Source organism: Anaerorhabdus sp. (assembly GCF_036637135.1).
Lineage (GTDB): Bacteria > Bacillota_I > Bacilli_A > Erysipelotrichales > Erysipelotrichaceae > Anaerorhabdus.
The window spans coordinates 1-13,046 of the sequence record NZ_JAVWNC010000055.1 but is presented as its reverse complement, the minus strand read 5'-3'; the positions used below and the strand labels follow the sequence as shown (position 1 = coordinate 13,046).

At 33.1% G+C, this 13,046-nt stretch carries 15 protein-coding genes; 7 read left to right on the top strand and 8 right to left on the bottom strand.

Features of this window, described 5'->3' with window-relative positions; all coding sequences use genetic code 11:
- Window positions 1-124: 124 nt before the first annotated feature.
- Window positions 125-574: an IS200/IS605 family transposase gene (gene tnpA, locus RR643_RS09420; RefSeq protein ID WP_442879424.1), complete on the bottom strand. Its 450-nt coding sequence runs from the start codon at window positions 572-574 to the stop codon at window positions 125-127.
- 169 nt (window positions 575-743) lie between these two features.
- Window positions 744-2,018 carry an L-cysteine desulfidase family protein gene (locus tag RR643_RS09415; protein ID WP_332483060.1) on the bottom strand — a complete coding sequence of 425 codons (1,275 nt, stop codon included), beginning with the start codon at window positions 2,016-2,018 and terminating at the stop codon, window positions 744-746.
- 150 nt (window positions 2,019-2,168) lie between these two features.
- Between RR643_RS09415 and bilQ the strand changes: the two genes are divergently transcribed.
- The 3 genes from bilQ (at window position 2,169) to RR643_RS09400 (ending at window position 4,800) form a co-directional block, all read left to right on the top strand.
- Window positions 2,169-2,624 (top strand): bilirubin utilization transcriptional regulator BilQ, encoded by a 456-nt coding sequence (gene bilQ, locus RR643_RS09410; protein WP_332483059.1) that lies wholly within the window; start codon window positions 2,169-2,171, stop codon window positions 2,622-2,624.
- 41 nt (window positions 2,625-2,665) lie between these two features.
- Window positions 2,666-4,168 carry an amidohydrolase gene (locus tag RR643_RS09405; RefSeq protein WP_332483058.1) on the top strand — a complete coding sequence of 501 codons (1,503 nt, stop codon included), beginning with the start codon at window positions 2,666-2,668 and terminating at the stop codon, window positions 4,166-4,168.
- A 137-nt stretch (window positions 4,169-4,305) separates the two neighbouring features.
- Entirely contained in the window at window positions 4,306-4,800 is a 495-nt protein-coding gene (locus tag RR643_RS09400; RefSeq protein ID WP_332468525.1) for a hypothetical protein, read from the top strand.
- Here the strand turns inward: RR643_RS09400 and RR643_RS09395 are convergent.
- Window positions 4,797-5,348, bottom strand: coding sequence for a chromate transporter (locus RR643_RS09395; RefSeq protein WP_332468524.1), 552 nt, complete (start codon window positions 5,346-5,348; stop codon window positions 4,797-4,799). The two genes, RR643_RS09400 and RR643_RS09395, sit on opposite strands and share 4 nt — an antisense overlap.
- Complete coding sequence (locus RR643_RS09390) at window positions 5,348-5,899, bottom strand: chromate transporter (RefSeq protein WP_332483057.1); 552 nt, start codon at window positions 5,897-5,899, stop codon at window positions 5,348-5,350. The genes RR643_RS09395 and RR643_RS09390 overlap by 1 nt, the downstream gene beginning before the upstream one ends.
- Before the next feature lie 101 nt (window positions 5,900-6,000).
- Here RR643_RS09390 and RR643_RS09385 point away from each other — a divergent pair, with 101 nt between their 5' ends.
- Window positions 6,001-6,150: a hypothetical protein gene (locus RR643_RS09385; protein WP_332468522.1), complete on the top strand. Its 150-nt coding sequence runs from the start codon at window positions 6,001-6,003 to the stop codon at window positions 6,148-6,150.
- 17 nt (window positions 6,151-6,167) lie between these two features.
- A complete protein-coding gene (pepD, locus tag RR643_RS09380) occupies window positions 6,168-7,598 on the top strand; it encodes a beta-Ala-His dipeptidase (RefSeq protein WP_332468521.1) in 1,431 nt (476 codons plus the stop codon).
- 35 nt (window positions 7,599-7,633) lie between these two features.
- On the opposite strand, the gene zwf is transcribed toward pepD, so the two are convergent.
- The 3 genes from zwf to RR643_RS09365 are packed head-to-tail and all read right to left on the bottom strand — an operon-like array spanning window position 7,634 to window position 11,385.
- The gene (gene zwf, locus RR643_RS09375; protein WP_332483056.1) at window positions 7,634-9,049 is read right to left on the bottom strand and encodes a glucose-6-phosphate dehydrogenase; all 1,416 of its coding nucleotides are present in this window, start codon (window positions 9,047-9,049) and stop codon (window positions 7,634-7,636) included.
- Window positions 9,033-10,433, bottom strand: coding sequence for an NADP-dependent phosphogluconate dehydrogenase (gndA, locus tag RR643_RS09370; protein ID WP_332483055.1), 1,401 nt, complete (start codon window positions 10,431-10,433; stop codon window positions 9,033-9,035). Before gndA ends, zwf begins: the two co-directional genes overlap by 17 nt.
- Window positions 10,426-11,385 (bottom strand): beta-propeller fold lactonase family protein, encoded by a 960-nt coding sequence (locus RR643_RS09365; protein ID WP_332468518.1) that lies wholly within the window; start codon window positions 11,383-11,385, stop codon window positions 10,426-10,428. Before RR643_RS09365 ends, gndA begins: the two co-directional genes overlap by 8 nt.
- Before the next feature lie 94 nt (window positions 11,386-11,479).
- On the opposite strand from RR643_RS09365, the gene RR643_RS09360 reads away from it, so the two are divergent.
- Window positions 11,480-12,037, top strand: a complete 558-nt coding sequence (locus RR643_RS09360) for a GNAT family N-acetyltransferase (protein ID WP_332483054.1) — start codon at window positions 11,480-11,482, stop codon at window positions 12,035-12,037.
- A gap of 105 nt (window positions 12,038-12,142) precedes the next feature.
- On the top strand, window positions 12,143-12,541 hold the full coding sequence (locus RR643_RS09355) for a helix-turn-helix domain-containing protein (protein WP_332483053.1): 399 nt from the start codon (window positions 12,143-12,145) through the stop codon (window positions 12,539-12,541).
- Between the two features lie 148 nt (window positions 12,542-12,689).
- Here RR643_RS09355 and RR643_RS09350 read toward each other — a convergent pair whose 3' ends face one another.
- Window positions 12,690-12,899: a hypothetical protein gene (locus RR643_RS09350; RefSeq protein ID WP_332483052.1), complete on the bottom strand. Its 210-nt coding sequence runs from the start codon at window positions 12,897-12,899 to the stop codon at window positions 12,690-12,692.
- Window positions 12,900-13,046 lie beyond the last annotated feature (147 nt).

Here is a 13,046-nt window from a genome sequence, read left to right as displayed (position 1 = left end):
AAGGTGTTATCAAATCAAAATTAATTTCACTTGAATAGTTTAATACAAAAGGGCTGAGCCCTCTTTCTATTGGCTGCATACAAGTATGCATGTGCAAGCCTGTCAGCGTTGCATCCGTTACTTGCTACCCTTTTTTAAAAGGGTCTCTTGGATCAAATAAACTTAATTGATCTGTTTCCTTATCTGTTTTTAATTGATGTTCGATGTATTCCTTTATCATCTTTGTATTCTTTCCCACTGTATCTACATAATATCCTCGACACCAAAACTCCCTATTCCGATATGCAAATTTCATATTTCCATATTTTTGAAATATCATCAAACTACTTTTCCCTTTTAAATTTCCCATGAATCCTGATACAGATAGTTTCGGTGGTATCTCTAGTAGCAGGTGTACATGATCTGGACAGATTTCACCTTCTATGATTTCCACTCCTTTCCATGTACATAATGTTTTCAGTATTTCTCTTATATCCGCTCTTTTTTCATTATAAAATATTTTTCTTCTATACTTTGGTGCGAACACTACATGGTACTTACAATTCCATTTGCTGTGTGCTAGACTATTTGTGATATTATCTTGTTTATTCAATTTAATGTTCTCCTTCTGTCTTCGACTATTTGCTAAGCTGGCAGGCTTACAAATAGTCTAGCACAAGGAGTCTCATCGCTTAAGCTCTTTTGAACCACACGACTATCGTGTGGTTTTCTTATACAAGAAAAAAGAATCCGATTGGATTCTTTTAGTTTTCTTTTCCTTTTGTCATGATATCAAGGATTAAATTATCAGTTTGCTTCATACCATCTTGTCCTAGTGTACCAACAACTTTAATGGTGTGTTCAACACAATCTTGAACAATACCGCAAGATTCTTCAAATACATGTTGGTTTTTAGCCATTTCGTAACCTAACATTGCAGAGAATAAAGCTGTCGATATTTTACTTGCACATGATTCTTTCGCACCATCGCATATAATTCCACTTGCTGTTGCAAGTCCATTTGTTACTAGATTTTCAATAATCTCAAATGAATCATGATTCAAATATGCAATACCCGCAAAACTTGCAGATGCAGCACACACCACCCCGCAATAAGCAGACAGTCTTCCGATACCTGTTTTTAAATGGATTGTCACTAAATTTGATACAACCAAAGCACGATATAATTCTTCTTCCGACTTCTTTTGCTCTCTTGCATAAACAATAACTGGTATGGAAGTTGTAATTCCTTGATTACCACTTCCTGAGTTTGTCATTACTGGCAATTGGCATCCGCTCATTCTTGCATCACTCGCTGCTGCTGCCATACCAATACAAGATGAATATTTCCCAGGAATGTTATCAATGATAGTTTTACCAACACAAGCGCCATATCCTTGAGCAATACCTTCATTCGCAATCAACATATTATTTTTAACTTGTTTCGAAAGTAAATCTTGAACTCGTGACAAATCACAAGTATTCGCAAATTCAACAATATCTTTTAAATTTAAACAAGTACGATCTGTTAAAGCTGAGTTAAAGTCTTGAAGGTCACAAGGTTTCTCAAACAAAACTTCATCATTTTTCACAATCTTAGTGATATTTGTATGCGTATGCATTAAATAAACTTCTACACAATCATCATCTGATTCCATTTTTATATGAATACTTAAGTTAGGTTCATCTTTTAAGCAAACGACTTCAACAAAATTAGTATTTGAAATTTCTTGAATCATTTTCTTTTTTTCATCACTTACTACCGAAATGACTTCAAGTTCTTTATCCGCATCACCTGCAATCCAACCAGCATTGACCGCAGTAACGATACCTCGACTATTATTTGTATTCGGTATTGTTACACTTTTAACGTTTTTAACAACATTAGCACTACAATATGCAGTCACCTTCTTTGGATCTTTACCTAAATGCTTTCTTGCAACTGCACTTACGTAAGCTAATGCGATTGGTTCAGTACATCCAGTAGCTAAAACCAACTCTTCATTTAAAATTGTGTAATATTTATTAAAGTCTGTCATGATTTCACCTTTTTCCTACTTTATGATACCATTTACACACAGACTATACAATCATGCAAAAGCTATTCTACATTTTTTTGTATACTGATTATTTTGACAAAATTCTATACCAGTAATACACTTGATATAATAAACAAAGGAAAAAAACTTATGGAAAAAACTTTAGCTTATTACGTAACACTTCTTAGAAAAGATTTTAAAGAGTATTGTGGACTACGATTGCAAGATTTAGGTCTAAGCCAAGGACTATTCTTTTTTATTCTTTATATTGGCAAACATCCAAACTGTTCTCCTTCAACACTTAGTGAAAGTTTGAAAATGGATGCGGGTCACACAACCAGAACACTTACTAAACTTGAAAAAACTGGATTTATAATACAAGAAGTAAATCCAAATGATCGAAGAGCACATACGCTTGTACTTACTGAAAAGGGACAAGAAGCTTTTCAAGCAGGTCATGATTTATTCATACAATGGGATGAAGTTATCTTTGATAACTATCCTGAACAAGAAAAACGAAATTTACTTGAATCACTGGAACGCTTAACTAAAACAAAAATAAAACGTACGCTACAAGATTACGCAGAAATGGATAAGCAAGATTAAATTACAAATTCAATTCACATATAATAAAAGAAGATTAATAAATGAAAACAACAATCATCAACGCTAAAATCATTACATCAAATCAAGACATGCCACTAGCAACTAGCATGTCTTTTGAACAAGATATAATTACAGAAGTGTCTTTAGATAATCTGACAGGAGACATAGTCATTGATATGCATGGGAAGACAATCTGCCCTTCTTTTTTTGATCTACATATGCATCCACTCTGGATTGCAGACAACATTGAAAAGTTTGCGTGTTTACCACCAAAAATCTACTCCATTGAAGATTGCCAAGATGCAATTCGACAAATTCATACTGGTAAATGGATACTTGGATGGGGATTTGATGAAGGTAAAATAAAAGAGCATCGCTTATGCACGAAGCACGATTTGGATAAGGCTTGTTTAGACTACCCTGTCATTATAGAGAGGACATGTAATCACATTTGCATGTGCAATACAAAAGCCTTAATTGAATTGGGTATTGATCCTACTCACCACGATGGCATCCTTAGAGAAAACGAAAAATTTGAAGCCTTTACTAAAATACCCAAAGCTTCTTTCGAAGAAACATTGGAACATCTAAACACATTTAGTCATGATTGTTTATCCAAGGGAATTACAACGATATCCGAAATGCTAGGAACACCACAATCATTTAAAATATTAGAACAAGCTTGTACTTCATCCATTCAACAAGATATTCTTTTTGCATTTGATTTTCATTCAATAAAACACTTAGACAAACTACCAGTAAGTCATCAACCTAAATTGCATATCCAGGGAATTAAAATCCTTGCAGATGGTAGTATTAGTGGACAAACCGCATGGTGTACAAAACCTTATTGCCATACAAATCATACTGGATTAAGTACAATCACGAATCAAGAGCTTTCTGACGCATTCAATTTAGCAAAGAAATACAAACTACAGTTGATTGCACATGCGATGGGTGATCGTGCAATTCTAAACATACTTCACCATAAACAAGAAGATTGGTTGCAAAATCAACCCTCTCTTCGAATTGAACACTTCACAATGACAAACAAGAAAATACTTGATCTCACAAAAACAAAACACGCAGCTGTTGTTTCACAACCAATTTTCATGTATGCAGAAATTGAAAGTTATCTCAAGAATTTAAGTGAATCATTTAAAGATACTTGTTATCAATATCAATCAATTATCGAACATAAAATACCACTAGCCTTTTCAAGTGATGCCCCAGCTACATCTTGGGCAGATCCACATAACCCCTTTGTTTCAATTGCCTCTGCATGTAAGCGAGAAAGTTACAATGGAATCGATACAGGATTCACTCAACGTCTATCCGTAATTGACGCAATCAACGCTTATACCCGTTTTGCTGCAGATATTGTAGGTATAAATAATGCAGGATCAATTCAAGTTGGACAGAAAGCGAACTTCCTTGTTTTAGATCAAGATATTCTTGCATTTAACACTAAAATAGAAGAAACGCAAGTCATCGATACCTATTTGAATGGTCAGCTTGTATACCATAAAAACAAAGAGATTTAAGCACTATAAAACATCCCTTGTGTGGATAACCTCGCATTTAAGCCTTTTTTGTGCTATAATAGGAATATAAAACGAGTAGCTAGTGAAGGCATAAGTCCAGTTATTAGCTACTCATTCTTTTTACAAGGAGGTATAAAATGTATAAAGTTGGTGAAAAAGTGTTATATAAAAATGAAGTATGTAGTGTTGAAGAAATCAAAAAAAATACACTTAGCAAAGATCCTTTCTATATCTTGGTACCTATTTTCAGTAATGGCTGTCAAACAAAAATTCAAGTACCTGCATCAAACATCGCGGGTAATATAAGAGATTTACTTACACGTGATGAAGTTGATGAATTAGTCAAAGCAATTCCTTCAATTCCTTTATGCGACTCAAAAGACACAATGATTAAGAAAGAATATGAAATACTTTTAAAATCATATAAAGTTGAAGATCTAGTATGTATCATCAAAACAACTTACCTTAAAAATAAAGATCGTGCTTTAAACAATAAAAAACTCAGCTCCGTAGATGATGCTTATTTCCACGAAGCTGAACGTATTCTCTATAGCCAATTAGCTGTTGTTTTGGAAAAGACAATTGATGAAACCCGTAAATATGTTATTAAACAATTAGGTATTGAAAACTAAAGTTGTAACAATATTCCAATAAGACCTGTAGCCACAATCACTAAAATAGGATGTGGCTTTTTTAATTGGTAAATACCGAATAAAACAGCGAATACAACCACATGCATCCATTCGATTCCACCAAAAGAAAGCGTGAATCCATCCTTAAAGAATGTGGTAATAAAAATACTTGAACATGCAACTGCGATTAACGCAACAACCGCAGGTCTTAATCCATAAAATAATGCTTGTACAAGTTTACTTTCTTTGAACTTAGTCAACATTTTCGCTATGATACAAATCACAATAACACTTGGCGCAACCAAACTTAATGTTGTCACTATACCACCTAAAATACCCACTAAGTGTGTTCCTACATAGGTAGCCATATTTACTCCCATTGCTCCTGGTGTCGATTCAGATATCGCAATCATGGTCGTTAAAGTTTCGATTGAAAACCAATTGTATTTATATGACATTTCATATAAAAATGGAATAGTAGCTAAACCACCACCGATCGCAAATAATCCTGTTTTGAAGAATTCTATAATTAATTGAAGAAGTAACATTATTCTGCGTCCTCCCCAAGTTTATTGATATTAGTAAAAATTAAACCACACACTCCTGCAAGGATAATAACCCATACTGTTGCAGTTCTAAATAATAATGCTATAGTCAAGGATAAACAAAAAATAAATATTCCCACTTTATCTTTTATACTACCCTTCCATAATTTCATAATGGATGTAACCATCAAAATGCATACCCCAATACTGATTCCATTTAATGCATGTTTTACTACAGGTAAATCTTGAAATGTAGGAAGTAATGTAGCGATAAATGTAATAATTAATATTGATGGTGCAACTACACCAAGCGTAGCCACGATTCCACCTAAAACACCCTTTTGAAAATATCCAATAAATGTTGCCGTATTTACTGCAATAATCCCTGGTGTACATTGCCCAATTGCATAATAGTCCAACACTTCTTCTTGTGTTGCCCAATGATGTTTTTCAATGATTTCTTTTTCAATCAAAGGTAACATGGCGTATCCACCACCAAATGTAAATAATCCAATTTTAAACCATGTACAAAATAATTCTACATATATTTTCATTTTTGTCCCCCGTTTTTTACTAAATCATTATACCCCTTGTTCTAATCAATTGTAAGACACTTTAAAATAATCTATAATGAATGATAGAAAGAAGGTTTATTATGGATATCGTTTTTCAATCTGTTGTCATGGGATGTTTAGTGATTATCGCTGCATCTTCAATTGTATTTCCTATTTTATTCTTAGTACAAAGAAACAAATATAACAAAGCGAAACTCGCTATTCTCGAACCCAAGTCATACAAAAAATAAAAACCAAGGAGGGCATTATGACGATTCTAGATGTATCAAAAAGTTACGTACGAATCTTTGAGGAATTAACTAAAATTCCACACGGTTCTGGAGATGAAAAACAAATTAGTGATTATCTTGTACAAGTGGCTCACGATCATAATTTAAAAGTAGTTCAAGATAGTTCAAACAACGTTATTATTTATAAAGATGCAAGTTTAGGTTATGAAAGCCATGAACCTGTTATCTTGCAAGCACATATTGATATGGTAAATGAAAAGAATAGTGATAGTCACCATGATTTCACTAAAGATCCATTGGAATTAGTAGTTGAAGATGGCTTCTTAAAAGCAAAAGGCACTACACTGGGCGCTGATGATGGTGCAGGTGTAGCTTACATCGTATCAATATTACTTGATTCAAACTTAAAACATCCACCACTAATCGGTCTATTTACTGTTAATGAAGAAGCTACCATGGAAGGTGCTTTCAACATTGACATGGATTTAATTAAAGCCAAACGCTTAATTAACATCGATGGTGAAGAGGAAGATTCTTCAATTACTGGTAGTGCTGGTGGTATGGACATCACCATAACACATCCTATTCATAGACAAAATACGCAACAAGAAGGATATTGCTTGAAAGTGCGTGGTTTGTTGGGTGGTCACTCTGGTGCAGAGATTCATGCAGAACGTGGTAATTCAAATAAGATTATTGCTCGTATTCTGCATACTTTATCAAAAGAAGGAACTATCCAATTATCTACATTTAAAGGTGGTTTAAAGATCAATGCTATACCACGCGAAGCAGACGCAACATTTACAATGAAGAATGATGCTAAGTGTAGAGAAATTGTTGATAAATGCATTCAAGAAATTCAAAAAGAATTAGAGTTTACAGATAGCGGTTTAGTGGTAACACTTGAAAAACAAAATATTGAATCTATTATTGATGAAAAAACAAGTCAATCAATTATCGATTACTTATACTTAGTTCCTACAGGATTAAGACATAAATCAGATCATCTACAAGGACTCACTACTTCTTCAGAAAACTTAGGTATCGTAGACTTAACTGACACTACATTTGAATTTGGTTTATCCGTTCGTGGTGCTCTTGATTCATATGTACAAGATTTAGCTGATGAGGTTCAAACACTTGCGAAAGTATTTGGATTTGATGCAACAACTGAAAACTGGTATCCTGCTTGGGATTACATGGATAAAAGTCCAATGAGAGATACCATGGCTAAAGTATATAAAGAAGTTCACAATGGTAAAGAAATCCAAATGTATGCTGTACATGGTGGATTAGAATGTGGTATCTTCAAAGGCAAATGTCCAGATCTTGATATTGTTGCGATTGGTCCAAATATTTATGATGTACATACACCTGATGAAAAACTAGATTTAGCTTCATTCGATAGAACTTACTCATTCCTTTGTAAGTACTTAGAAAACCTATAGAAAAGAAAAAACATTCAATTTTAAAGTTGAATGTTTTATATTTTACACACTAACTGTGATTGAGCCCATACATGTGATTCATCATTTAAGATTTGATCTACTTCTTTTGGACCTTCACTATTTTGTTCATAAGTGTAGATTGGCAATTGAAGTTTTCTATACTCTAATTTTAAATCCTCTATGTATTTCCAACTCAAATAGATTTGATCCCATTTAGAAAACCACGATTGATCTCCTTGCATACAAAGTAACAATAATCTTTCATATGCTTCTGGTGTATTAATACGGTTTCTAGCAATACAACTTTGACAAAAATCCATCTCTGTTTGAATAATAGAATCACTATCGCCTGGCTCTTTCATATTGAATTTTAAACTTATGCCTTCAAGCGGTTGTATCTTAATGGTTAGAATATTCGCATCCACATCTGGATTTGTTTTTTTGAATGTAATGATTACACTCATTTCTCTTGTTCCTGTCTTTTTGCCTGTTTTAATATAAAATGGAACTTCTTTCCATCTTTTGTTCTCAACAAATAATTTCAATGCTGCATAAGTTTCTGTTTTGGAATTGGGTTCTACTTTGTCTTCTTGAAGGTAACCATCATATTGCCCTAGCACAAGTGATTCTTCAACAATCAATCGTTCAACTGGACGTAATGCTTTAAGTACCTCAACTTGTTGAGTATGAATATCATGTTCAGGTGTTGGCTTTTCCATTGCGATAAGTGTAAGTATTTGCATCAAATGATTCTGTACCATGTCTTTTAATGCGCCCGCATGGTCATAATAGGCACCTCTTGTCTCAACACCTACTTCTTCTAACGCTTGAATCTGTATGTTTTCAATACCTTCATAATTCCAGTTATTCGCAAAGATTGGATTATCAAAACGGATTGTTTCGATATTTCTGATCATTTCTTTTCCCAAGTAATGATCAATGCGATAAATATTTTCACTACCAAAACTTTCTTCTAATTTATGACTTAATCGATTTGCCTCATCTAATGAATTACCAAATGGCTTTTCCAAAATGATTCTACCTTTGCAACATTCTTTAATACTATGTATACCATCTGTAATAACTCCAAAAAATTGTGGAGCTACAGCATAATAGAAAATTGGATTCTCAATTTCTTTTTCTCTAAAGTAAGACGCAAGAGCTTCATACTCATCTAAATTCGTAAAATCCATTTCGTAGTAACACACATGGAGAAGGAAAGCATTGAAAACTTCTTCTTCATATTTAATACGTGAGAATTGTTTAACCCATTCTCTAATAATGTCATGATACATTTCTTGTGAATAATCACGTCTACCAATTGCGATAATCTTTTCATTATTATCTAATTTATTTGTACTGAATAAATTGTACAAAGCGGGTATTAATTTGCGATAAGTTAAATCCCCAGTACCACCAAAAATAATAATCCCTTTATTTTTCCCATTCATGATGATTAATTCCTTCTTGATCTATGCGTTCAAATGTATGTGCACCAAAGAAATCTCTTTGTGCTTGAATTAAATTTGCACCTACTTGTTTACTTCTTAATTGATCCAAATATGTCATTGCACTTGTGAGTACTGGTGATGGTACTCCACCTCTTATTGAAAGTGAAGTCACAACTCGCAATGATTGAATATTGCGTTTAACAATTCGAATAATTTCTTCATCTAATAATAAATTTTCAAGATCTTTGTTTTCAGCATAACTTCTCATAATCACATTTAGTAGATCAGCTTGAATTATACATCCAGCCCTAAAGATAGAAGCTATTTTACCTAAATCTAAATTCCAGTGATAGCGTTTCGACGCATCTTTCATTAAACCAAATCCTTGTGCATACGCAACAATTTTACCAAGATAATAAGCTTTTCTAACTTCCTCTTGAAATACATAAGGATTCACTTCTTTTGTCATTGGATCATCTAGTAATTGTTGATAAGCGAATCTTAAATCATCAAAGTTTGATGTAACACGTGCGACGACAGCCGCATTTATTAATGATGTATTTTGATCTTGTTCAAGTGTTTCAATACTTGTCCATTTTCCTGTACCTTTTTGGCTCGCTTTATCAATTATTAAATCAACTAATTCACTTCCTGTAACTTCATCTTTTTCACGTAATATCTTCGCGGTAATATCTACCAAATAACTCTTTAGTGCGGTTTGATTCCAAGATTCAAAGACAAGTGCCATTTCAGCATTTGTAAAATGCCCAATATGTTTAAGCAATAAATAACACTCTACTAACAATTGCATATCTGCATATTCAATGCCATTGTGAACCATTTTAACATAGTGTCCTGCACCATCGGGTCCAATGTAAGTACAACATGGGTCTCCATCTTTTTTAGCTGCTATGGCGTTTAAAAATGGCAAAACCACCTCCACTACTTCTTGATCTCCTCCAGGCATAATACTAGGTCCATTTCTTGCACCTTTCTCACCACCTGAAATACCAATACCTAAATAATTAATTTTCTTATCTTTCAAATAACCGTGGCGACGTATTGTATCTTTAAAGTAAGAGTTTCCACCATCCATGATGATGTCACCCTCTTCTAAGTATTCCATCAATTGAATACAAGTTTGATCAATTGCATCACCTGCTTTGATCATTAATAATATTTTTCTTGGTTTTTCTAATGATGCTACAAAATCTCCAAGCTCTTCAAATCCTTCAAAATTCTCATGTCCTTCTTCGATAATTTCTTGAGTCACATGGTAAGTACGATTAAATCCTGCAACTTTGAAATGATGATCCGCAAGATTTAAAGCTAAACTCTTACCCATTGTGCTTAAACCAAGTATACCTATTTGATTGTTAGTCATTTAAATCTCCTTCCATAACGATTGAAACACCTTCTGGTAATTCCACTTTTGATGAAACAATACCCAATCTTCCATCGTTTAATTTATACGATAGTAATTCATTGCTAAAACGATTCAACACTAATAAATATCGATCATTCGCTACATCCAAAATATCCCTTGGATGTTTACCTCCAGATGATTCGAATTGTAGTATTTTTGGTAATTCCGCTCCAATATCCACAACCGTAATTAAATCAACACCTCGAGTAGAAACATATAATTTTCTACCATTTCTACTTATTCTAAGTGCTGCACTACCTTCCTTATGTGTTTCATAATTAGGTAGAATTGATATTTGATGTACCTGATGAAAATGATGATTAGCATAATCAAATGTAAACAACTCATTACTCAATTCAGTTACAATATATAAACGTGTATCATCCGTCGATATTACCCCATGTCTTGGTCCACTACCATGAGGTAACATAATTTCATTAATTAATTCTAAATCTTCATCATATATGAAAATCTTATCCATGAATAAACAGGGCACTAAAATCATATCTTTAAAAAATATAATTTGATGGCAACCCGCTTTTCTTTGGATCGTCACTTTCTTAATCAAAGTGATTTTCTCATTTGCATAATGAAGTTTTGAAACTGTACCTTCATGATAATTTGCAGTATAAATATACTCTCCTTTAACTCCAAGGTGAGCTGATGTTACATTTTCATAAATTAATGATGCCAATGTATTTCCGTTCTTATCAATGACCATAACACCAGAACCTGATTCATCATCATACAATGCATATAATAAATTATCTACCCAAGCCAAGTATTTTGAATTATTTACCTTTTTAAATAACTTTGGTTTTGATAAATGTCCATTTGTTTCATCCAATTCTATTTTGTATATTCCTTCACTTAAATCTGAAGTATATGTTCCCACGTATCCAGTAATCATACATATTCCTCCTATACGCTTAGTTTATCACATTTCGTGAACTTTACATGGTCATATGCACCATGATATTATTGGCTTAATAAAGAGGTATCTTATGAAACTTAATCATAGTCAAGGAAGTAAAGTACTGGCAACTAAACGTTGTATTTGTAGACCCATTCGAGAAGAAGATAAAACTGATTTGTTCAACAATATAAATCATGACCAACGTGTACTCACTTATTTCTTAGCACCTTATTGTGAAAATATACTTGATTACTCGCTTGATTCTTTGATTAATCGCACGCAACAAGGTTTATATATTTGGGTCATTGAAGTTAATAAGGAAGCAATTGGTTTTATCATTGAACAAATTCGAGATGAAAACGCTCGTTCAATTGAACTTGGATATGGCATTGGTTTTAATCATTGGAATAAGGGTTATATCACCGAGGTTATGTCATCCATTTGTACATATTTATATGATTCTTGTCATTTTCACAAAATAAGTTTAGGCGCTATCGCAGAGAACTCTGCTTCCATTCATGTAATGGAAAAACTTGGTTTTCAAAAAGAAGGGGTATGTATTGACGAGTTGTATTATCATGATCAATATTATGATGTCGTGTATTACTGTAAAATTAACCCAACGGAATGCAGTATCAGTCAATAAAATTGAAATGTTAATCCCCGTTGACAAATTGCCAACAGTACTTGATTGATGGCTTATCACTAATGAAATATACTCCAATTAGCTACTAAAGAGGAGGTAAGCAAAATGAAATTCAATGAGAAATTATTATCGATTAGAAAAAAACAAGGATTATCACAAGAAGAGCTAGGAATGGAGTTAGAAGTTTCTAGGCAAACTATTTCGAAATGGGAAGCTGGTCAGTCGTATCCAGATTTTCAAAGACTGGTCATGTTGAGTGATTATTTCAATATGACATTAGATGAATTAGTTAAAGATGTAGATTTCCAAGATGTTAGAGAAAAAAATCTTACTGATGAGAAAGTATCTTCAATTTTTAGAGATGTTCAATATGGTAAAGAAACACTATCCAACATTTGGAGAATCGCCTGTATCTTTGGGATCATCATATTACTATTGGTTTGTGCTGGATTCATTGCCCATTTATTATTTCCTAATATTGAATGGTTATGGGTAACAAAATAATTAAGACATTCTTATGATTAATTTTATAGAATTCAATCATCGTTAAGCGGATTGAATTTTTTTCTACTTACTCTTCCCTAAACTTTTAAAATAACATTCTTGTTTTTTCTTTCGATACAACTTCTTCTGTTATGATACCAAGAGAGTGTCAATCCTTTGCGTCTTCTTGGAAACAGATGAAGCAAGTCTTCAACAAAGCATAGCCTACAGAACATCCATTACTTAGCTTAATACAATAAAAAAAGAAACCTACTTCAACAAAGCTTTGAATACCACCACTGTTAGATGATGGATTTGGACTTTGATGAACTTGAAGTAGGAATCTAAAAACTACGCTAATGAATTCAACCTTCGTCAATAACTACCTCGTAGCATAGAAGAGTACTGAATTTATTGGACACAAATTCTACGAGAGAGGAATTTGGGAACTTCATAAAGGTTCTTTAAATAATTTGTGTAACAAATCAATTTTCTTGTTCTAATTACATCATTTATTTTCAAATGA

Excerpts from the sequence above, each read along its gene's own strand:
- RR643_RS09360 (WP_332483054.1), top strand. The coding sequence starts at position 11,480 with ATGAAACTTAATCATAGTCAAGGAAGTAAAGTACTGGCAACTAAACGT.
- RR643_RS09415 (WP_332483060.1), bottom strand. The coding sequence starts at position 2,018 with ATGACAGACTTTAATAAATATTACACAATTTTAAATGAAGAGTTGGTT.
- RR643_RS09355 (WP_332483053.1), top strand. The coding sequence starts at position 12,143 with ATGAAATTCAATGAGAAATTATTATCGATTAGAAAAAAACAAGGATTA.
- bilQ (WP_332483059.1), top strand. The coding sequence starts at position 2,169 with ATGGAAAAAACTTTAGCTTATTACGTAACACTTCTTAGAAAAGATTTT.
- pepD (WP_332468521.1), top strand. The coding sequence starts at position 6,168 with ATGACGATTCTAGATGTATCAAAAAGTTACGTACGAATCTTTGAGGAA.
- zwf (WP_332483056.1), bottom strand. The coding sequence starts at position 9,049 with ATGAATGGGAAAAATAAAGGGATTATTATTTTTGGTGGTACTGGGGAT.
- RR643_RS09400 (WP_332468525.1), top strand. The coding sequence starts at position 4,306 with ATGTATAAAGTTGGTGAAAAAGTGTTATATAAAAATGAAGTATGTAGT.
- gndA (WP_332483055.1), bottom strand. The coding sequence starts at position 10,433 with ATGACTAACAATCAAATAGGTATACTTGGTTTAAGCACAATGGGTAAG.
- RR643_RS09395 (WP_332468524.1), bottom strand. The coding sequence starts at position 5,348 with ATGTTACTTCTTCAATTAATTATAGAATTCTTCAAAACAGGATTATTT.
- RR643_RS09405 (WP_332483058.1), top strand. The coding sequence starts at position 2,666 with ATGAAAACAACAATCATCAACGCTAAAATCATTACATCAAATCAAGAC.
- RR643_RS09390 (WP_332483057.1), bottom strand. The coding sequence starts at position 5,899 with ATGAAAATATATGTAGAATTATTTTGTACATGGTTTAAAATTGGATTA.
- RR643_RS09385 (WP_332468522.1), top strand. The coding sequence starts at position 6,001 with ATGGATATCGTTTTTCAATCTGTTGTCATGGGATGTTTAGTGATTATC.
- RR643_RS09365 (WP_332468518.1), bottom strand. The coding sequence starts at position 11,385 with ATGATTACTGGATACGTGGGAACATATACTTCAGATTTAAGTGAAGGA.